We start from the raw sequence: 20,529 nt of genomic DNA, 5'->3' as shown, positions 1-20,529 counted from the left end.
GGGCGTCCTTCGTGAAACAGGGAAAGGCAAAAAGTTACCCGCTTCGACTGTCGGCAGGGCAATCAGTTCGCCACTAAGCTCATTAGAGTTCTTTCACCTTCTGCCGTCCATCCCGATGAGTGGAAAGGGGCTGCATCAAACGGTACGGGCGCGTTAGGATGGCGCGAAGCCGAGGTTGGAACCTCGCATCGTTCCACTGCACACGAGGATTGTCATGACCGATTTCGCCAACGCCACACCGAGCAACGTGGACATCGTCAAGCGTGAAACCTGCTTCAAGGGTTTCTATAAGCTCGACCGCCTCGTCTTGCGCCACGAGCTGTTTGCCGGTGGTATGAGCCGTGAGATCAGTCGTGAACTGTTTGTACGTCATGACGCGGTGTGTGTGCTGCCCTACGATCCGCAGCGTGACGAAGTGGTATTGATAGAGCAGTTTCGCGTGGGCGCCATTGGCAAGGCCGCCAATCCCTGGTTGGTTGAACTGGTGGCCGGTCTGATCGACAAGGACGAGCAACCGGAAGAAGTTGCTCATCGCGAAGCGCAGGAGGAAGCTGGGCTGGTGTTCGCTGCGCTCTGGCCGATGACCAAGTATTTCCCGTCGCCGGGCGGCAGCAATGAGTTCGTGCATCTTTACCTGGGGCGTTGCGACAGTACGGGGGCCGGCGGCCTGCATGGCCTGCTGGAAGAAGCTGAAGATATCCGCGTGAAGACCTGGCCTTTCGAAGACGCCCTGCAAGCGGTGCGCGACGGACGTATCTGCAACGCGGCGAGCATCATTGCCTTGCAATGGCTGGCCTTGAATCGAGATGAAGTGAGGGGGCTATGGTCCTGAACAAGCTGCGCGATCGTTATCGCGTCGACCTGGTGGGGTTGCAGGCCGCCTGCGAGGCCAACTACGCCCGCCTGATGCGCTTGTTGCCGGACATGCGCAACGACCCGGCACCGCGCCGCATCGCCGTGACCCACGGCGACCAGATGCTCGGCGTACTGGCCCTGGAAGTGCTGCAGACCTGTCCCTACACCACCACGTTGCAAGTGCGCCAGGAACACAGCCTGCCCTGGTTGCCGGTGCCGCAGCTGGAAGTGCAGGTCTATCACGATGCACGCATGGCCGAAGTGGTCAGCGCCGAACATGCACGACGCTTTCGCGGCATCTATCCTTACCCCAATGCGTCAATGCACCAGCCGGACGAAAAGGCCCAGTTGAACCTGTTCCTGGGCGAGTGGCTGAGTCATTGCCTGGCGCTGGGCCACGAGTTCGAAGTCGTACGGTAGTTGTGAACCGGTTCCGGTTCGCGGGTTTCCCCTTTCGATCATCCCCCAGCATAATTGCCGCTTCATGCAACGGCGTGATTGCGCCTGGGAGAAAGCGATTTGCCGAGCGTATCCAGCTTGACCACTGCCGACGCGGCGCTGCTGGTCCAACTGTCTGACAGTCATTTGTTCGCCGAGGCCGATGCTTCGTTGCTGGGCATGAACACCCGTGACAGTTTGCGGGCGGTCGTTGACCTGGTACTCCAGCAGCAACCGGAGATTGACCTGATGCTCGCCACCGGCGACTTGTCCCAGGACGGTACGCTGCAATCCTACGAGGCATTTCGGCAACTGACTGCGCGTATCGACGCGCCGGCGCGGTGGATTCCGGGCAATCATGATGAGCCGCAGGTGATGCTTGAGGCGGCGGTCCAGAGTACGTTGCTCGATCCGGTGGTGGACATTGGCAACTGGCGAGTCACTCTGTTGGATTCAGCCGTGCCGGGTTCGGTGCCGGGTTTTTTGGCCGAGGAGCAGTTGATTCTGTTGGCCAATGCCTTGAGCGAGGCGCCGGAGCGGCATCATCTGGTGTGCCTGCATCATCATCCGGTGTCGATTGGTTGTGCGTGGATGGAGCCGATCGGGTTGCGCAATCCGGAGGCGCTGTTTGCAGTGCTGGATCGGTTTCCGCAGGTGCGGGCGGTGTTGTGGGGGCATGTGCATCAGGAAATAGACCGGGTGCGTGATGGGGTTCGTTTGTTGGCTTCGCCTTCGACCTGTATCCAGTTTGAGCCGGCGAGTGAGGATTTTGCGGTGGGCTCGCAGGCGCCAGGGTATCGGTGGTTGCGGTTATTGCCGGATGGGCGCTTGGAGACGGGGGTTGAGCGGGTGGTTGGGTTTGCGTTTACGCCTGACTACGGATCCAACGGCTACTGAGTTCGATCAAGCTGGACTGACCCCTAACTGTGGGAGCGAGCCTGCTCGCGAAGGCGGCTTTACAACCGGCATATCTTTACCGGTCGTACTCCGATTCTATTGTGGGAGCGAGCTTGCTCGCGATGGCGGCCTTGCAGTCGGCCAGGATTGTTGACCGGGGTACATATCCATTGCTGCGGTAACGGCTGCTTGGGGTTCCGCCGGGTGGGAAGGGCTGTCGGTAGTCTTTTTCCGTCGCTGCAAATTCAGCGACCGGGCTTGGAAACCCGATAAGTAAACTGCGCGAAAGCGCTCTCCATAACGTATGCTTCGGTCGTTTTTTGACCATGCTTCTGTTATGGCAGCTGTGCGCGGGAGACCTTCGGGTCTGCCGGGCTCGTTTACCTCGGTTTTCCAACCTGCGTACGGCTGCCACCCCCTCGCTTGGAAACGAATGTGGCAGCTCCAACCTGTAGACGAGAGTTACCCTCATGCCCAAGATTACGCCCAACCCGCCAGAAACAACCCACTTGTCAGCCCACGCTGAAGACAATCCGCAAAGTCTCGATGAAACCGCCCAGCGCGCCCTCAACTCCTATCCCGACCCAAAACCCAAAGCCAAACAGAAACCCTCCCCAGACCAGTTATTCTCCGTCGTGCAAAGCGCTGACGCCGAATGTGTATTGGCCAACCTCAGCGAAACCCTTGCCTCTGCCAACGCCATGCTCAGTGACCTGGCCTTCAGCCTGGAAGGTTCGAACCGGCATTTCGCGTTCGGTGTCCAGCAGATGATCGAACTCAGTGAGTTGTTGGCGAATCGGGCGCTGGACATCGTCGAGCCGAGACAATGACGTTTTAACGGCCGACAAGGTCCCCTGTGGTGAGAGCTTGCTCGCGATGGCGGCCTTGCAGTCGACCAGGGTTTTGTTGACTGGGTAGATATCCGTTGCTGCGGTAACGGCTGCTTGGGGTTCCGCCCTTACGGCGGGTCACTTTTGGAAAGAGCCGGGAGCCGGACCAGCCAAAAGTAACCAAAAACGCTCTGCCCCACCACTCGGTGCCTCGCCAAGGCTCGGCATGCCCTCACTCCGGCATTGCTCCGTGGGCCCGCCGCGAAGGGCCGTCCCTGGCCCAGCGCGGCTATCCCGGCATCCATGCCGGGATGCCCACTGCACAATGCCTGCGTTCGGCCAGCGTGGTTAACGGGGCGTCTCAGATCAAGATCAAGATCAAGATCAAGGTCTAAAGCGAGGCGGCCTGGCAGCCGGCCTGATTCTCGCGAGGGGCGCCGGTTTCAATGTGGGAGCGAGCCTGCTCGCGAAGGCGGCGGCACATTCAATGCCGATGCAAGCTGACCCACCGCTTTCGCGAGCAGACTCGCTCCCACAGGGGGATTTTTGCTGTGCCGGAAAATCATAATGACCACGGATTCGTGTGGGAGCGAGCTTGCTCGCGATGGCGGGCGGCAGCCTGCCAGGGTTGTGGGAGCGGTCGGAAGACCTTTCTGACGCAAGCGGATTTTTCCGACGAGTGCTGGCGGTTGCCGGGTGGGAAGGGGTGTCGCTAGTCTTTTCCCGTCGCTGCAAAATTCAGCGGCCGGGCCTGGAAACCCGATAGTAAGGACGCTTCAGCGCACCACATGAGATACTGCAGCGCTTTTTTTGCGTGTGCAGTTCTGCGTTATGGCGGCTGTGCGCGGGAGACTTTCGAGTCTGCCGGGTTTTGCTCCTTTACTCCGGTTTTCCAGCCCGCGCATAGCTGCCACCCTCTCGCCTGGAAACGGGAGATGGCGGTTCCCCTACGGAAAAAAGGAACTGCACCATGTTCAAAGCCACGCCCAACCCCCAGAAGCAACCCCCTCGTCAGCCCGCGCTGAAGACAATCCGCAAAATCCCGACGAAGCCGCCGAGCGCGTCCGCAACTCCCATCTCGACCCAAAACCAGAAGCCAAAGACCACTTGTTCTCCGTCGTGCAAAGCGCTGACGCCGAGTGTGTACTGGCCAACCTCAGCGAAACCCTGGCTTCTGCCAACGCCATGCTCAGCGACCTGGCCTTCAATCTGGAAGGTTCGAACCGGCATTTCGCGTTCGGTGTCCAGCAGATGATCGAGCTCAGTGAGTTGTTGGCGAATCGGGCGCTGGACATTGTCGAGCCGAGACAATGAAATTTTAACGGCTGACAAAGCCCCCCGTGGCGAGGGAGCTTGCTCCCGCTGGCCTGCGAAGCAGGCCCAAGACCGGGCACCGTGTTCTATCAGTCGGAACGGGCGTTGCTGCTCCAGGGGCTACTGCGTAGCCCAGCGGGAGCAAGCTCCCTCGCCACGAAGACGGAGGGGTATTCGAAACCGCCCAACTTCCACAAACTCCCTGTAAACTCCGGCCTTTGCCCAGCACCCAGGGAGTTGCCCATGTCGGGTTCGATCCTTTATATCCATGGCTTCAACAGCGCCCCGGCGTCGACCAAGGCCTGTCAACTGACCGAAGTGATGACGCGCCTCGGGCTGGGCGACCAGTTGCGGGTGCCGGCCTTGCATCACCATCCGCGCGAGGCGATTGCTCAGTTGGAGCAGGCGATCACAGAACTGGGGCGGCCGCTGCTGGTCGGCAGCTCGCTCGGCGGCTACTATGCGACTCACTTGGCCGAGCGCCACGGCCTCAAGGCCCTGTTGGTCAATCCGGCGGTCAGTCCGCATCGGATGTTCGACGGTTATCTGGGCACGCAGAAGAATTTGTACACCGACGAGACCTGGGAGTTGACCCACGACCACGTGACGGCCCTGGCCGAGCTGGAAGTGCCGGCGCCCCGGGATCCGCAGCGGTTTCAGGTATGGTTGCAAACCGGTGACGAAACGCTGGATTATCGCCACGCCCAGCAGTATTACCGTGCCTGCGCATTGCGTATCCAGGCCGGCGGCGACCACAGTTTCCAAGGGTTTGCCCAGCAGTTGCCGGCGCTGTTGAGTTTTGCCGGCATTGGCGCCGATTTGTACCAGGCGATCGACTTCACCTCACTGTGAACCATTGCCTCTATTTCACTGAACACTGACGACGAGACCCCATGGCCACTCCCAGCGCTAGCTCCTATAACGCAGACGCCATCGAAGTCCTCTCGGGCCTCGACCCGGTGCGCAAGCGCCCCGGCATGTACACCGACACCAGTCGGCCGAATCACCTCGCCCAGGAAGTCATCGACAACAGCGTCGACGAAGCCTTGGCCGGGCACGCGAAGTCGGTGCAGGTCATCCTGCACGCCGATCATTCATTGGAAGTCAGCGATGACGGCCGCGGCATGCCAGTGGACATTCACCCTGAAGAGGGTGTGTCGGGCGTCGAGCTGATCCTCACCAAGCTCCACGCCGGCGGCAAGTTTTCCAACAAGAACTACCAGTTCTCCGGCGGCCTGCACGGGGTGGGTATTTCCGTGGTCAACGCCTTGTCGACCCAGGTGCGGGTGCGGGTCAAGCGTGACGGCAACGAATACCAGATGACCTTTGCCGACGGCTACAAGGCCACCGAGCTGGAAGTGGTCGGCACCGTCGGCAAGCGCAACACCGGCACCAGCGTGTATTTCGCGCCGGACCCGAAGTATTTCGATTCACCGAAGTTTTCCGTCACTCGCCTCAAGCACGTCCTCAAGGCCAAGGCGGTGTTGTGCCCGGGGCTGCTGGTGAGTTTCGAGGACAAGGCCACCGGCGAGAAGGTCGAATGGCACTACGAGGACGGCCTGCGCTCGTACCTGGTCGATGCGGTCAATGGTTTCGAGCGCCTGCCCAACGAGCCGTTCTGCGGCAGCCTGGCCGGTAACAAGGAAGCCGTGGACTGGGCGCTGCTGTGGCTGCCCGAGGGCGGCGAAAGCGTCCAGGAAAGCTACGTCAACCTGATCCCCACCGCCCAGGGCGGCACCCACGTCAACGGCTTGCGCCAGGGCCTGCTCGATGCGATGCGCGAGTTCTGCGAATTCCGTAACCTGCTGCCCCGTGGCGTCAAGCTGGCGCCGGAAGACGTCTGGGAGCGCATCGCCTTCGTATTGTCGATGAAGATGCAGGAGCCGCAATTCTCCGGCCAGACCAAGGAGCGCCTGTCGTCCCGCGAGGCGGCTGCGTTTGTCTCCGGGGTGGTCAAGGATGCGTTCAGCCTGTGGCTCAACGCCAACCCGGAAACTGGCCTGGCCCTCGCCGAACTGGCGATCAGCAACGCCGGCCGTCGCCTCAAGGCAAGCAAGAAGGTCGAGCGCAAGCGCATCACCCAGGGGCCGGCACTGCCGGGCAAGCTCGCCGATTGTGCCGGGCAGGACCCGATGCGTTCCGAGCTGTTCCTGGTGGAAGGTGACTCCGCCGGCGGCTCGGCCAAGCAGGCGCGAGACAAGGAGTTCCAGGCGATCCTGCCGCTGCGGGGCAAGATCCTCAACACTTGGGAAGTCGACGGCAGCGAAGTGCTGGCCAGTCAGGAAGTGCATAACATCGCGGTGGCCATCGGCGTCGATCCGGGCGCCGAGGACATGAGCCAGCTGCGTTACGGCAAGATCTGCATCCTCGCCGACGCCGACTCCGACGGCCTGCACATCGCCACCTTGCTCTGCGCCTTGTTCGTCCAGCATTTCCGCCCGCTGGTGGATGCCGGTCACGTCTATGTGGCGATGCCGCCGTTGTACCGTATCGACCTGGGCAAGGAGATCTACTACGCCCTGGATGAAGCCGAGCGCGACGGCATCCTTGATCGGCTGGTGGCCGAAAAGAAACGCGGCAAGCCACAGGTCACCCGATTCAAGGGCCTGGGCGAGATGAACCCGCCGCAGTTGCGCGAAACCACCATGGACCCGAACACCCGTCGGCTGGTGCAGTTGACCCTGGATGATTTCGAAGCAACGTCGGAAATGATGGACATGTTGCTGGCGAAAAAACGCGCCGGCGACCGCAAGAACTGGCTTGAATCCAAGGGTGATCTGGCCGAGGTCCTGGCCTGATGCGCAACGGTTTCGCCCTGGCGTTGTTGCTGTGGGCGGGGGTGGTAGTCGCAGCGCCAGCGCCGGAACTGAAGTTGCTGTCCGAGCATGTCGTCGATGGCATGCGCGGCGGCAATCTGTCCGGGCTGGCCCTGTGTGGCAACGAGATGTGGACGGTATCCGATCGCGACGATGAGCGGATTTATCGGCTCCAACCCTCCGATGCCCGGGCCTGGCAGGCCGAGGCCGTCGGTATCGAGGTGCCGGCCGTGCCGGAGAATGATTTGCCTTGGGGCTTGCAGTCGCGGACCTGGGCGGCGTCGTTCGTGCGCGGTGGCGAACTGGACTACGAAGGCATCAGTTGCGACAGCGCCGGTCAGCGTTATGTGGTCAGTGAGTCCCACGCCGCCGTGCTGAGAATATCGCCGGCAGGCGAAGCGTCCTGGCTGAAAATCACCCCGACCATGCTCCGCCAGGCCCGGGGCAGCGGCATGCTGCTGCATTTTAATGCCCTGTTCGAAGGCGTGGCGGTCAACCCGGCCGGCGATCAGCTATGGCTGGCCGCCGAACGGGAGCGTCGTGGCCTGGTGTTGCTCAAGCGCCAGCAAACGGTGTGGGACTGCGACGGCAATTGCGTATTGTTGAGCGAAGCGGGGCAAGAGATGCAGCCGGCGCAGTTTCCCAAGGCCAAGGCGGTTTCCCGGGATTTCGCCGATCTGTCATTGTTCAACGGCAAGCTGTTTACCCTGGAGCGAAACGCCTACCAGATCTGCCGGCGTGACCCGCAGACCGCCAAGGTCGAGCGCTGCTGGTCGTTTGCGGCAGAGGCATTGCAGGAACAGCGCCGTTATCCACAGCCCTTCGGCCTGGTCGAAGCGCTCATCGTTGACGCCGACGGCGCCTGGATCGGCGTGGACAACAACGACGGTGCGCGGGCTGACGGCGAGCGGCGGCCGGTTATCTGGCGCTTCGCCGCGCCCGAGGGTGGCTGGGGTGCCGCGCCATGAGCCAGCAGCCACCGGGCAAGCGCGCCGGCCGGGTACTGATGATCCTGGCCTGGTGCGCGGCGCTATTTCTGGCAACGCGGTTTTTTGCCCAGTGGGAACAGCGTGAGCTCAACCCCAATGCCGAGGTGCATTCGCAGAAGGGCGAAGGTTTTATCGAGGTGAAGCTGGTCGGCAACCGGCAGGGGCATTTTGTCGCCAGCGGCCAGATCAACGGCCAGCCGGTGGATTTCATGCTCGACACCGGTGCCACCGACGTGGCGATCCCGCAGGAATTGGCCGAGCGCCTCAAGCTGGAAAAAGGTCCTGGCGTGAGGTTGAGCACCGCCAATGGTTTGAGCGAGGGCTACCGCACCCGCATCGACCGGCTGCAATTGGGTGACATCGTGTTGCGCGATGTCCGTGCCCTGGTGGCGCCAGGCCTGGAAGGCACGCAAGTGCTGTTGGGCATGAGCGCCCTGAACAAACTTGAATTTACCCAGCGCGACGGCACCATGCTGCTGCGCCAGACAACGAACTGATGAGGCCCGCATGAGCGACATTCTTGCAGACAGCTTGGACGGCGTAGAACGCCGATCGCTGGCTGACTTCACCGAAAATGCCTACCTCAATTACTCCATGTACGTGATCATGGACCGCGCCTTGCCGCATATTGGCGACGGTCTGAAGCCGGTCCAACGGCGGATCATCTATGCCATGAGTGAGTTGGGGCTGGACGCCGATTCCAAGCACAAGAAGTCGGCGCGTACCGTCGGTGACGTGCTCGGCAAGTTCCACCCCCACGGCGACTCGGCCTGCTATGAAGCCATGGTGCTGATGGCCCAGCCGTTCAGCTATCGCTACACGCTGGTGGACGGGCAGGGTAACTGGGGTGCGCCGGATGATCCCAAGTCCTTCGCGGCCATGCGGTACACCGAGGCGCGCCTGTCACGCTATTCCGAAGTACTGCTCAGCGAGCTGGGCCAGGGCACTGCGGACTGGGGGCCGAACTTTGACGGAACCCTCGATGAACCCCTGGTGTTGCCGGCACGTTTGCCGAATATCCTGCTCAATGGCACCACCGGCATTGCCGTGGGCATGGCCACCGACGTGCCGCCGCACAACCTGCGGGAAGTCGCCACGGCGTGCGTGCGCTTGTTGGACGAGCCGAAAGCCACGGTGGAACAGCTCTGCGAACATATCCAGGGCCCGGACTATCCGACCGAAGCGGAAATCATCACGCCGCGTGCCGATCTGCTGAAGATCTACGAGACCGGTCGCGGTTCGGTGCGCATGCGTGCCGTTTATCACGTCGAAGACGGTGACATTATCGTCACCGCGCTGCCGCATCAGGTTTCCGGGGCAAAAGTCCTCGAGCAGATTGCTGCGATGATGCAGGCAAAACCGTCGAAAGCGCCGCAGGTTGCTGACTTGCGCGACGAATCCGACCACGAGAATCCCTGCCGCATCGTGATCATTCCGGTGAACAGCCGGGTCGACCACGACGCGCTGATGCAGCACTTGTTTGCCAGCACCGATCTGGAATCCAGCTATCGGGTGAACATCAACATCATCGGCCTGGACGGCAAGCCGCAGCTGAAAAACCTGCGGGCACTGCTCGTGGAGTGGCTCGAATTCCGGGTCAAGACGGTACGTCGGCGCCTGCAATTCCGCCTGGACAAAGTCGAGCGTCGCCTGCATCTGTTGGACGGCTTGCTGATTGCCTACCTCAACCTCGATGAGGTGATCCACATCATCCGCACCGAGGAACACCCCAAGGCCAGCCTGATCGAGCGCTTCGCCCTCAGTGAAATCCAGGCCGACTACATCCTCGACACGCGCCTGCGCCAACTGGCCCGCCTGGAAGAAATGAAGCTGCGTGCCGAGCAGGACGAATTGCTCAAGGAACAGGCCAAGCTGCAAGCCCTGCTGGGCAGCGAAGCCAAACTGAAGAAACTGGTACGCACCGAGTTGCTCAAGGACGCCGAAACCTACGGCGATGACCGTCGTTCGCCGATCGTCGAGCGTGCCGAGGCCAAGGCCTTGAGCGAGCACGACCTGTTGCCGAACGAGAAGGTCACCGTCGTGCTGTCGGAAAAAGGCTGGGTGCGCTCCGCCAAGGGCCATGACATCGACGCTGCCGGACTTTCCTACAAGGCCGGGGACGGCTTCAAGGCCTTGGCGCCGGGGCGCTCGAACCAGTTTGCGGTGTTCATCGACTCCACCGGGCGCAGCTATTCGGTGCCGGCCCACACCTTGCCATCGGCGCGTGGCCAGGGTGAACCGCTGACCGGACGATTAACACCTCCACCGGGTGCAACTTTTGAATGTGTGCTGATGCCTGATGATGACGGGCTGTACGTTATCGCGTCGGACGCCGGCTACGGGTTCGTCGTCAAGGGTGAAGACCTGCAAGCCAAGAACAAGGCGGGCAAGGCGTTGTTGAGCCTGCCGAACAACGCCAAGGTCATTGCCCCGCGCCCGGTCAGCGATCGCGATAACAACTGGTTGGCTTCGGTGACGACCGAAGGTCGGTTGCTGGTGTTCAAGATCAGCGACCTGCCGCAGCTTGGGAAAGGCAAAGGCAACAAGATCATCGGGATTCCAGGCGAACGGGTGGCGAGTCGCGAGGAATTTGTCACGGATATTGCAGTGTTACCCGAAGGTGCCACGCTTGTGCTGCAGGCTGGAAAGCGTACGCTTTCACTGAAAGCGGACGATCTTGAGCATTACAAAGGTGAACGCGGTCGGCGGGGCAACAAGCTTCCAAGAGGTTTTCAACGGGTGGATGCACTGCTCGTCGAAAACCTCAATTGACCGTGCTAGAGGGCTCGGTCTGCGATTAAAAGCCGCAGATCGGAACTTTGGCGCTGGAGTCGGAACGCATATTCACGGATGATAGGCCCTTTCAAGCGCCGGCGTAGCCGAGCGTTCTTCATAATGACCGAGTATTTTCACTGTGGTAAGCCTTGTGGCTGCCACCTGGACGGGACGATGACTGCTCTGCGCCTACCTATTTTGTGGCTCGCCGGCCTGCTTGGCCTGGCGGGTTGCAGCATGCACCAGCCGGTGTCGCTGTATCAGCTGGACAGCGGTACCCCGGCCCAGCCTGCGCAAAGCACAGGCATGGCGGTTTTGCTGGGCCCTGTATTGATTGCCGACTACCTGCAACGCGAAACTCTCCTGCAACGCCAACCGGACGGCAGCCTGCAAGCCGCCACGGACGGTCGTTGGGCCGGCAGCCTGTCCTCGGACATCGACCAGTTGTTGCTGCGCCAGGTCGCCGGTCACCTGGACAGCCAGCGCGTGGTGCTGGCGCCGGCTACCCAAGGCTTCACCCCGGATGTGCAGGTCCTGCTGTCGATTACCCGCCTGGACTCGGGTGAATCACAACCGGCGGTACTCGATGCCCAATGGCGGTTGATTGACCGTCGCGGCAAGGTGCGTGAGAACCGCATCGTTCATCTGCAAGAGCAACACGCCGGCACCACGGCGGCGCAGGTTCAGGCCCAGGGTGTGCTGTTGCAACGACTGGCCGAACAGCTGTCCGTCTCGCTCAAGCCGCTGGCCAACCAGCCGCCTATCGCTGAAGTTCCACGCAAGCCCGCTCCCGCCCCGGCCAAGCCGGCAGGAAAGGAAAAGGACAAGATTCCGATGGCCCTGCCGATTCGGACGGACATGGAAGTGTTCCGGTTCTGACGGTTGGTATGGATGCAAGACAAAGCCCGCGTTGATGCGGGCTTTGTTGTTTCTGGCCCTTGGATTTCCGGTGATTGTCCTGGCCCTTTCGCGAGCAGGCTCGCTCCCACAGGGAGGGATGCGAGTCACAGATCCAGTGCGGGAGCGAGCCTGCTCGCGAAGAGGCCATCGAAGCCAATAAAAAAGCCCGCAGACGATCACTCATCTGCGGGCTTCGTTATTCCAGGCAGCGGAACTCAGGCCTGGCGCTCATGCATCCGCGCCAGTTGCCGTTCCAGCATCGACGGATAAGGCTCCATCAGTCGTTCCACACAGCAGGCGCCCTCGGGGCTGGCGATCGGACGGATGCGTGCGCGTTGGCGGATCAGCGCGTCGTCATTGATCTTGCGCTCCACCAGCAGCAGGTTGCGGCTGTGTTGGGAAAGGGCCAGGGCGTCCTGGGCGGTTTCGGTCAGCAGCAGGTCGATCTGGCTCAGGCCGAACAAGCCATCGCCCAGGGTCAGGCCCAGTTGCAATTGCAGAGTGATGCCGCTGTCGGCGACTTCGATCTGCAATTGATGACCCAGCGCCCGCAGCAATTCACCGCAGCAGATGGCGTTGGTCAGGTAGTCGTCGCCGCTGTCCTCGGTGTGGAACAGCATCAGCGTACTGCCGTCGTTCAGGGTGTGCAGCTCGCCTTGATAAAGCGATGCGGCCTGGTCGAGGCAGTCGCGATAGCGTTCGAGCAGCTCTTTCAGGCGGGCCTGGGGCAGGCGCCTTAGTTGGTCCTGGGCGCCCAGTTGTACGGCCAGAACGGCGCTGTGCTGGGGCTGGTTCGAGGCGACAGGGCGGGCGAGCGGTTGTGGTTCGCCGCCAATCGAATCGTCGCGCAAATCGGCAAAGGCCTCGTCGTCATCGTCGTCTTCGACGGTGCGCACCACATGTCGCGGCGCGGGGCGGGCAGCGGGCAGCGGCGCGCTTTCGTCGAACCCCGGGTCGCGCAGGTTGCGCACCGCGAAGCCCGGCTCCGCATCGTCCTCGTCAACGTAGTCGATGTCTTCTGGCTCCGGCACGGGTTCCGGCTCCGGCGCGAAGCTGGCGTGCAGCTGCCGGGCCAGGTCGCCGATTTCATCCTGGCGCTGGGTGGCTGGCGTGTGTTCGTCGATGTCTCGCAGCCAGACGCGCAACTGCAACAGCGGCGTGGATATATGCCGCCCCAGGCGCAAGCTCAACGCCAGGGCCAATGCCAGCAGGATCGCGCTGAGGATGCCCATGCTTTGCAGGCTGATGGTCATGGGTTGCTGGAACTGGTCCATGTCCAGGCTGATGCGCAGTTGGCCGGCGGTCACGTCCTGGAAGGTGATCTTGCTCTGGTACATGCCGCCGGTTTCGCCGAGCAAGCCTGGCTTGGGACGCTGGCCGGCCTCGGCGAGGATGCGGTTGTCCACGCTGTAGATGGCGGCGTGGGCCACCAGCTTGTTCTTGGTCAGGTTGTTGAGCAGCACATTGAGGCTGAGGATGTCGTTGGACACCAGCAGCTCGGTGGCGGACGTGGCGGTCTGGGTGGTCAGGCTTTCGCCCAGGGCATCCGCCTGCTCGTGCATGGCCTGCTTGAATTGCAGGCCCATCACGCAGGCATAGATGACCAGGGCCAAGGCGACCAGGATCACGTTATGGCTGGCAATGCGCAATGCGATCGGCACGCGGCGATGGCGCAATGCACGGAAGATCAGCAGGAAGAAGTTGTCGGTTTTGACTGGCGTGGGCCGGTTCACTGAGCTCGGCTCTTTGTCCGTGAAATTGACGCGCAGTATAGCGACAGCCCCATGACCGGCAAAGCACTGGCGGTGCCCGATGGTCACTGAATGTGGGTAGAATGCGGTTTTTTTCCACCTGCGGGGGTGCGCCTTGCGCGAAATCGTCCTGATAAACATCACTGGCAGCGACCGTCCGGGTCTGACTGCGGCCATTACCGGCGTTCTGGCCCAAGGTGGTGTGAACATTCTCGACATCGGTCAGGCGGTGATCCACGACACGCTGTCGTTTGGCATCCTGGTTGAAATCCCGGACGCCGAACACAGCAAATCGGTGCTCAAGGACATCCTGTTCACTGCATACAAGCTTGATCAGCAGGTGCGTTTCACCCCGGTGTCCGAGGAAGATTACCAACAGTGGGTGGCTGGCCAGGGCAAGAAGCGCCATATCGTGACGCTGTTGACTCGCAAGGTGACCGCCGAGCAATTGCAGCGCGTCAGTTCGATCACCGCCCAATACGGCCTGAATATCGACCATATCGACCGACTGTCCGGGCGCATGCCGCTGGATACTCCGGCCGATCAAGGCAAGGGCTGCATCGAATTTTCCGTGCGCGGCGAACCCGCCGATCCCCAGGCTTTGCGCGCCGAATTCCTCAGCGTGGCGCAGGAGCTGAACGTCGACATCGCCTTCCAGGAGGATTCGCTGTTTCGTCGCAACCGTCGCCTGGCGGTGTTCGACATGGACTCGACGTTGATCGAAGCCGAGGTCATCGATGAGTTGGCCAAGGCTGCCGGCGTCGGCGACAAGGTGTCGGCGATTACCGAGCGGGCGATGGCCGGCGAGCTGGATTTCCGCGCCAGCTTCAAGGAGCGCCTGGCGTTGCTCAAAGGCCTGGATGTCAGTGTGCTCGACTCGATCGGTGCCTCGTTGCGCCTGACCGAAGGCGCCGAAACCCTGTTTGCCGAACTCAAGCGCCTGGGCTACAAGACCGCCATCCTGTCCGGCGGCTTCACTTACTTCGCCAAGCAATTGCAGGCCAGGCTCGGCATCGACTACGTGTTCGCCAACGAACTGGAAGTGGTGGATGGCAAGGTCACCGGCGTGGCTGTCGAGCCGATCGTCGATGCCCAGCGCAAGGCGGACTTGCTGCGTGAGCTGGCCGCAAAGGAAGGCCTTCGCCTGGAGCAGACCATTGCGGTCGGTGACGGCGCCAACGACTTGCCGATGCTTGCGATCGCCGGGCTGGGCGTGGCGTTCCGTGCCAAACCGCTGGTCAAGCAATCAGCCAGGCAGGCCATTTCGACCCTGGGGTTGGATGGGGTGCTGTATTTGCTGGGCTTCAGGGATCGCGACGGACAGGTTTAGTTTGCAATAAGCCCTGTGGCGAGGGGATTTATCCCCGCTGGGTTGCGCAGCAACCCTAGATCAGGCACTGCGATGTATTGGTTGATCGGGGTGACTGCAATCGGGCTGCTACGCAGCCCAGCGGGGATAAATCCCCTCGCCACCAAAGGCTTGCATCACCCTAGAGAGACTTCCACAGCGAATCAAAATCGCCTTCCTTGTCACTGCCATCCCCGCCGGTGCCTGAGTCTTCGGGGTGATAGGCAAACTGATTGAAGCTGTGGGTGCTGGTCACGCGCCGATCCAGCGAGGCCCGTCTTTCCTGTCCGTTGGTATTGATCAATACCCGCTGGCCTTCCTGGAAGGGCAGGCGCGGAGCGATCATCGTGGGCGGCAGGTCGATCGCGCTGATTTCCGGCAGCAGCAACCCCCGCAGATAGTGGCCTTGCTCGTTCTGCTCGCGCGCCAATTGCACGCCGCAGGGCTGGGCATGGGGAGCTACCAGTTCAATGCCCATTTGCATCGCACCGTTGCGCACCTGCCGGATCCAGCGGACCACGGCGATACTCCAGGCCTGGTCGCTGGTGTCACGAATCCCGACCATCTCCCCGGCCTGCAATTGCTCCGGCACTTCCTTCGGCCAGCCGAGGCAGTACCCTCCCGGGCTGTGATTGATGATCGGCAGCTCAAAGGTCGGGAAATGATGCTGGTTGTCGGAACTGGCGCCGTCGTCATCGGCCGGGTTGACCGGATACTCGATTTCCTCGTAGGGCAAGAGGTCACTGTCGCCGGCTGGCGCGGCGTCGAACGCCTGGTTCCAGGTGTCGTTGGTTTTGGTCGGCGAGGCCTCGAATCGGGCCTTGCGCATGGCTGGGTTCTTCAGGATTTCGCTGAAGGAACGTTCGCCCCCAAGGTAATAGTGCAGCGCGCTCATGCCCACGCACAGGGTCAGCGTGCCGTTGCCTTCGGTGCGTTGGAAGCTGCGTTCGGCGGCTTCGCCCCAGGCCGCTTGCAGATGATGCAAGGTGTCGGCACTCATGCCGGCAGGTACCGCCAGGGACGAGTCGCCAGGTTGCGCCAGATGAGCGCTGATGGCTCGCACCAGAGGCTGTGGATCGAACCCTTGCAGGCTCGGTTGCTGTTCGGCGCGAAATTTGGAGCGATAGCGCGGCCCTACGTCCAGTTGTGGTGCGACGGCAAACAGACTGGCGGCGGTGACGGCCGGGTCGAGCTTGACGCTCTGGCTCCACGGCTCCAGCACCTCGGCCAGCCGTGCGATCTGGCTCTGGCGTAACTGGTTGCTGCGCGACGCGCCCAGCAGCAGGGCGACGACGTAGGTCTGCTCGGCATTCAATTGAGGGACCTGGCTGGCCAGCTCATCGCCAACGCTGAGGTGCTGCAATCGGTGCTGGCAGGCGATCCGGTACAGCTGGTGCAAATCGAGCCATAAACCTTCAGGCACGGGGCTGTATAGCTGGCTGGCTCGCAACAGCGTGCCGTCGAGGGCATGTATCGCCCGTTGCAGCGCTGTCGCCAGCAGGCGCGCCCGGTCCTTGGTGAATTTTGGCGAGATGCGCGCGACGATTTGTTTGTATCCCATCGCCAAATGAGTCTGCAGGGCCTGGCTCAGGTTGACGATCTTGCGCGAGCGCTCATCCAGCACGATGGCCTGTTGCAGGAAATGTCGCTCCAGGTGCTTGCAGACGTAATAAACCTCGGGCCGCAACAGTTCGAGCAGTTGCAGGCGATTTTCACTCGGGGTGAGCAACTGGTTCAGTTCACCGAGGGCCTGGTACAGCAGGCGCGCGGTTTCACCGATGTTGGCCTTGGGCAGGTTGCCGATCCAGCGCTTGAGGTCGCGTGGCGTGGCATCGCAGAAGGACAGGCGCGACTGGGTCGGTGTCGAGACGCGCAGTAACTGGAGAGGGCTGGTCTCATTCATGCCGTGGATGGGCTCCGGCGGGAAATGAAGGGAATGTTTCCAACTCTAGCAGGTGTGGGCAAAAGATCATGCTGCGGCGACACCTGGCGCCCGCGGCGTCCACACCGCCGCAGCGCCGCTCGGCCACGCTAGCTTTGCAGACGGCCCATTGACTGGGGATCGTAGGCTTTCATTTCGCCGACGCTGCGGGTGATATACAAGTGGTTGGCCGGGATACTTTTGTTGACGAAGGCGCCAGCGCCGACGATCACGTTGTCGCCCAGCTCCAGGTCATCTGAAATGATGCAGGCATGGGCATGTACCCTGACGCCGTCACCGATACGCAAGAGCGCAGCCTCGCTTTGGCCCTTGATGCCCAGCGTGCAGTTCTGCCAGATCTTGAAGTCTTTGCCGATAACGGCGTGCGAGGTGATAACGATTCCATTCGGGTGCGCGATCCACAGCCCTTCCCCAATGGTGGCGCCGAGCATGATCTCCACATTGAACTGGCGACTGATTCGCTCGTTCAGCAGTTTGCCGCGCCGTCTCCAGAATTTGCTGTCCTGCTGATGCATGGCATAGGCCAGGCGAAACCAGAACAGATAGCGGTACCGGTTGATGCGCTGGCACTTCTGGTAAAGCCGGCGCCATCTGAACGGTTTGTCCAGGCCACCAAGGATTTCGATATGCCAGTAACGTTTGGCTGATCGGAAAATATCAATGAGCATCGACAGCCTCTTTGCAAGACGCAGGGCCTGGTAAAAAACGCTGGGAAAGAATGATTCCGATAGGAAGCCAGAAGACGATCCAATAGACCCCGGGCCTGTTGAATACTGTGTGGTAGTCGAACATGGCCGTCACTATTCCGAAGATAAGCAGAGGAAAACCCGCCGAGCCTATTGGGTTTATCCAGGTTTTTCTGTCAACGGCGCAGATGAAAACATGGATAACGGCCAGTAACAGCAGCGCCGCCCCGACGACCCCGAACTCATAAAAGAACTGCAGGAACAGGTTGTGCACCTGGTTGTAGCATTGGGTTTCCAAAACGCAGATGTCAAAATTGCTCCCCGCGCCGGCCCCGAATAGCCAGAACTCTTCGATGCGGCTCAGCCAGCCAGCCCAGATCAGGTCGCGAAGGCTGAATCCACGACTTTGCTGATCGACAATGACTGGCCATAACCATGCAACTGCCACAAGAAAAAGAGCACCTGTGAGGTACAGCCATTTTCTTGTTCGTGGTGTGTGTTGGAACACCACGCTGGTGCAGATGGCCAGGCCATACCCAAGCCAGACGGCCCTTGAAAGGGTGCAGAACAGGTACAGCGACAGGCCTGCCACGCACGCCATGTAGAAGACTCTGAGCCATGTGCCGCAGGGTTTGGTCAACAGGAGGTGGAACCCGTAGATGCCAAAAAAACCGTAGTACAGCGCAGCGATGATCGGGTTCCTGAAGTTCGCATAGTCGCCATACCCCAGGTTGTACAAGCGCCCGCCCGTAAAAAAGATGTTCTGGTCTTGCTGTACGAAATGAATCACCAGGCCTGCGATTGCAAAGAGTCCTGCCACGGCGAAGGCAAACGTGAGGCTTTTTTCAAGCAGCCCCTCTCGAACCAGTATGTGGACCGTACCTAGGTACAAGGTCACGTAGAGCACGGTTTTGAACTGCGAAAAGGCGGATGTCGATGAGCCGGGGTTCAGGAGTGCGATCAGCAATGAGAAGGCCAGCATCAGCAGGACCGGCCAATAGCGTTTCTGCATCAGGCTTTGGCGCAGGCGTGCGTCGACAATGCACAAGAGCAATGCAGGCAGGAACAGGCTCAGGTTGGAAATCGTCGTGTAGGTGCTGCCGTCGGTGATGAAAAGTAGCCCTGTCAGGTGTACGGTGAATCCGATCATCAGAACTAGCACGGTGTATCTGGTAAAAACCGAACGTGTCATACCTATTCCAGGGGCAGTGAATGGGAGCCAGGGCTGAGTTTCCAAGGCGTGGGGGAGACCGCCGACGATGGCAGCGACTCACGTCGCTGCCTCGGTGGTCAAGCCTTGGGTAATGCCAGTCCTTGACCCATCTGCACCGGCGAGCCGGCTACCAGGTCTTCGGCCCACTTCACTTGATCCGGCCCGAACAGCACGATAGCGGTCGAACCCAGTTTGAAGCGGCCCAGCTCGGCGCCCTTCTCCAGGTGAATCGGCGCACGGGCGGCTTCGTCATAACGGAAGGTCTTGAGTTGGCGCTTGGGCGGTGTCACCAGGCCGGCCCAGACCGTCTCGATGGACGCCACGATCATTGCCCCCACCAGCACCACGGCCATCGGCCCGCGTTCGGTGTCGAAAATGCATGCTACGCGTTCGTTGCGGGCGAACAGCTCCGGAACGTTTTCGGCGGTGGTCTGGTTGACCGAGAAAATCCGTCCGGGGATGTAGACCATTTCCCGCAGCGTGCCGGCCAACGGCATGTGCACGCGGTGGTAATCCTTGGGCGACAGGTAAATCGTCGCGAAGTCACCGCCCATGAATGGCGCTGCGTTGGCCGCATCGCCGCCGAGCAGTTCCAGCACGCTGAAGCTGTGGCCCTTGGCCTGGAACACGCGGCCATGCTCGATCGGACCGAGCTGGCTGACGGCGCCGTCGGCGGGGCTGAGAATCGCGCCTGGGGTTTGATCCAGGGGGCGGGCACCGTCTTTCAGCGCGCGGGTGAAGAAGGCGTTGAAGTGCTCGTAGGCGCTCAGGTCTTCCACCAGGGCCTGGGACATATCCACCTGGTAGCGCTTGGCGAACCAGGCCGTAAAGGCGTTCTTGAACCAGCGCACGCGGCATTCGGCGATGCAGCCGGCGAGGCGCGACAGCAAGTGGTGCGGCAGCAGGTATTGGGAAAGGATGAACAAGCGGTTCTTCATTAAATGTCCTTAGGAATCTTCAAAGCTCGATCGGGGTGTCAGGGTGGTTGCCCCATTCGCCCCAGGAACCGGCGTAGCCTTTGACTCGCGGGTAACCGAGCGCCTTGGCCACCAGATAGGTAAAGCCAGAGCGGTGGTGAGTCTGGCAGTGGGTAATGATTTCCTTGTCGGGCGTAATGCCCAGCTGTTCGAGGATCTGGGGCATGTCCTTGCGAATGCGCAGGTTGCGCGTCGGGTCCATGCCGGCGGTCCATTCGAAGTTCACCGCGCCGGGAATGTGGCCGCCTCTGGCCGCGACGACTTTTTCGCCGGAGTACTCCAGCGGGCCGCGTGCATCCCAGATCGCCAGGTCGGCGGCGCCGAGACGGCCTTGCAGGTATTCGCGCGTGGCAGTGGGTTCGTCGTGCAGCACAAGGCTCACCGGGCCTGCGCCGGGCGCGGGCACTTCAGTGGATACTGGCAGGCCCTCATCCAGCCAGGACAGCAAGCCACCGTCGAGGTAGTGATAATTCGAATGGCCGATCACGTCCAACAGCCAGATGAAGCGCCCGGCCCAACCACCGCCTTCATCGTCATACACCACGTAGACGGCGTCGGGGTTGTGTCCGAGTTCGCCGAACAGCGCCTCAAGGTCGGCTTTTGCCGGCAACAGGCCTGGGGCCGGAGGCTGACCCAGTTGCGTGCGCTTGGGATCGACGAAGCGCGCGCCGGGGATGTGCCCGTTGCCGTAGCGGGCCGCGCTGGTGAGGTCCACCAGAATCAGCTCGGGAGCATCGAGGCGCGGGAGCAGTTCGCTCGGTTCGATTACCAGCGGCAAGCCAGAGAAGTCAGGCATGT

19 protein-coding genes are annotated in these 20,529 nt (G+C 61.3%); 13 read left to right on the top strand and 6 right to left on the bottom strand.

Going from position 1 to position 20,529, the window contains the following annotated elements; translation table 11 throughout:
• The first annotated feature begins 214 nt into the window (after positions 1-214).
• From PSH78_RS23940 to PSH78_RS23885, 12 genes are all read left to right on the top strand, one after another.
• A complete protein-coding gene (locus tag PSH78_RS23940) occupies positions 215-832 on the top strand; it encodes an NUDIX domain-containing protein (protein WP_305497238.1) in 618 nt (205 codons plus the stop codon).
• On the top strand, positions 823-1,275 hold the full coding sequence (locus tag PSH78_RS23935; protein WP_003186471.1) for a DUF1249 domain-containing protein: 453 nt from the start codon (positions 823-825) through the stop codon (positions 1,273-1,275). The genes PSH78_RS23940 and PSH78_RS23935 overlap by 10 nt, the downstream gene beginning before the upstream one ends.
• A gap of 99 nt (positions 1,276-1,374) precedes the next feature.
• Complete coding sequence (gene cpdA, locus PSH78_RS23930; protein WP_305497236.1) at positions 1,375-2,190, top strand: 3',5'-cyclic-AMP phosphodiesterase; 816 nt, start codon at positions 1,375-1,377, stop codon at positions 2,188-2,190.
• Between the two features lie 470 nt (positions 2,191-2,660).
• Positions 2,661-3,020, top strand: a complete 360-nt coding sequence (locus tag PSH78_RS23925) for a DUF6124 family protein (RefSeq protein WP_305497234.1) — start codon at positions 2,661-2,663, stop codon at positions 3,018-3,020.
• A gap of 206 nt (positions 3,021-3,226) precedes the next feature.
• Positions 3,227-3,415, top strand: coding sequence for a nucleoid-structuring protein H-NS (locus PSH78_RS23920; protein ID WP_305501437.1), 189 nt, complete (start codon positions 3,227-3,229; stop codon positions 3,413-3,415).
• 712 nt (positions 3,416-4,127) lie between these two features.
• On the top strand, positions 4,128-4,334 hold the full coding sequence (locus PSH78_RS26770; RefSeq protein WP_370871023.1) for a DUF6124 family protein: 207 nt from the start codon (positions 4,128-4,130) through the stop codon (positions 4,332-4,334).
• 243 nt (positions 4,335-4,577) lie between these two features.
• Entirely contained in the window at positions 4,578-5,186 is a 609-nt protein-coding gene (locus tag PSH78_RS23910) for a YqiA/YcfP family alpha/beta fold hydrolase (RefSeq protein WP_305497232.1), read from the top strand.
• A gap of 41 nt (positions 5,187-5,227) precedes the next feature.
• Positions 5,228-7,132 (top strand): DNA topoisomerase IV subunit B, encoded by a 1,905-nt coding sequence (gene parE / locus PSH78_RS23905; protein ID WP_305497230.1) that lies wholly within the window; start codon positions 5,228-5,230, stop codon positions 7,130-7,132.
• Complete coding sequence (locus PSH78_RS23900; RefSeq protein ID WP_305497228.1) at positions 7,132-8,118, top strand: esterase-like activity of phytase family protein; 987 nt, start codon at positions 7,132-7,134, stop codon at positions 8,116-8,118. The genes parE and PSH78_RS23900 overlap by 1 nt, the downstream gene beginning before the upstream one ends.
• The gene (locus PSH78_RS23895; RefSeq protein WP_305497227.1) at positions 8,115-8,636 is read left to right on the top strand and encodes a TIGR02281 family clan AA aspartic protease; all 522 of its coding nucleotides are present in this window, start codon (positions 8,115-8,117) and stop codon (positions 8,634-8,636) included. The genes PSH78_RS23900 and PSH78_RS23895 overlap by 4 nt, the downstream gene beginning before the upstream one ends.
• 10 nt (positions 8,637-8,646) lie before the next feature.
• A complete protein-coding gene (parC, locus tag PSH78_RS23890) occupies positions 8,647-10,911 on the top strand; it encodes a DNA topoisomerase IV subunit A (protein WP_305497226.1) in 2,265 nt (754 codons plus the stop codon).
• Positions 10,912-11,088: 177 nt separating this feature from the next.
• The gene (locus tag PSH78_RS23885; RefSeq protein WP_305497225.1) at positions 11,089-11,793 is read left to right on the top strand and encodes a membrane integrity-associated transporter subunit PqiC; all 705 of its coding nucleotides are present in this window, start codon (positions 11,089-11,091) and stop codon (positions 11,791-11,793) included.
• A gap of 236 nt (positions 11,794-12,029) precedes the next feature.
• Here PSH78_RS23885 and PSH78_RS23880 read toward each other — a convergent pair whose 3' ends face one another.
• A complete protein-coding gene (locus PSH78_RS23880) occupies positions 12,030-13,547 on the bottom strand; it encodes an AhpA/YtjB family protein (RefSeq protein WP_305497224.1) in 1,518 nt (505 codons plus the stop codon).
• Positions 13,548-13,680: 133 nt separating this feature from the next.
• Here PSH78_RS23880 and serB point away from each other — a divergent pair, with 133 nt between their 5' ends.
• Positions 13,681-14,895 (top strand): phosphoserine phosphatase SerB, encoded by a 1,215-nt coding sequence (gene serB, locus PSH78_RS23875; RefSeq protein ID WP_305497223.1) that lies wholly within the window; start codon positions 13,681-13,683, stop codon positions 14,893-14,895.
• Between the two features lie 160 nt (positions 14,896-15,055).
• Here the strand turns inward: serB and PSH78_RS23870 are convergent, their stop codons facing one another.
• The 5 genes from PSH78_RS23870 to PSH78_RS23850 all read right to left on the bottom strand — a co-directional run bounded on the left by PSH78_RS23870 (position 15,056) and on the right by PSH78_RS23850 (position 20,527).
• On the bottom strand, positions 15,056-16,816 hold the full coding sequence (locus tag PSH78_RS23870; RefSeq protein ID WP_305497222.1) for a molecular chaperone: 1,761 nt from the start codon (positions 16,814-16,816) through the stop codon (positions 15,056-15,058).
• 128 nt (positions 16,817-16,944) lie between these two features.
• On the bottom strand, positions 16,945-17,523 hold the full coding sequence (locus PSH78_RS23865) for a serine acetyltransferase (RefSeq protein ID WP_305497220.1): 579 nt from the start codon (positions 17,521-17,523) through the stop codon (positions 16,945-16,947).
• Positions 17,513-18,733 (bottom strand): O-antigen ligase, encoded by a 1,221-nt coding sequence (locus PSH78_RS23860; protein WP_305497219.1) that lies wholly within the window; start codon positions 18,731-18,733, stop codon positions 17,513-17,515. The genes PSH78_RS23865 and PSH78_RS23860 overlap by 11 nt, the downstream gene beginning before the upstream one ends.
• A 98-nt stretch (positions 18,734-18,831) precedes the next feature.
• Complete coding sequence (gene asd, locus PSH78_RS23855) at positions 18,832-19,692, bottom strand: archaetidylserine decarboxylase (protein WP_305497218.1); 861 nt, start codon at positions 19,690-19,692, stop codon at positions 18,832-18,834.
• A gap of 19 nt (positions 19,693-19,711) precedes the next feature.
• Positions 19,712-20,527: a rhodanese-like domain-containing protein gene (locus PSH78_RS23850; RefSeq protein WP_305497217.1), complete on the bottom strand. Its 816-nt coding sequence runs from the start codon at positions 20,525-20,527 to the stop codon at positions 19,712-19,714.
• Positions 20,528-20,529: the final 2 nt, after the last annotated feature.

The sequence above is a fragment of the Pseudomonas sp. FP198 genome, from assembly GCF_030687895.1.
Classification (GTDB): domain Bacteria; phylum Pseudomonadota; class Gammaproteobacteria; order Pseudomonadales; family Pseudomonadaceae; genus Aquipseudomonas.
This window is presented reverse-complemented; position numbering and strand designations above follow the sequence as displayed.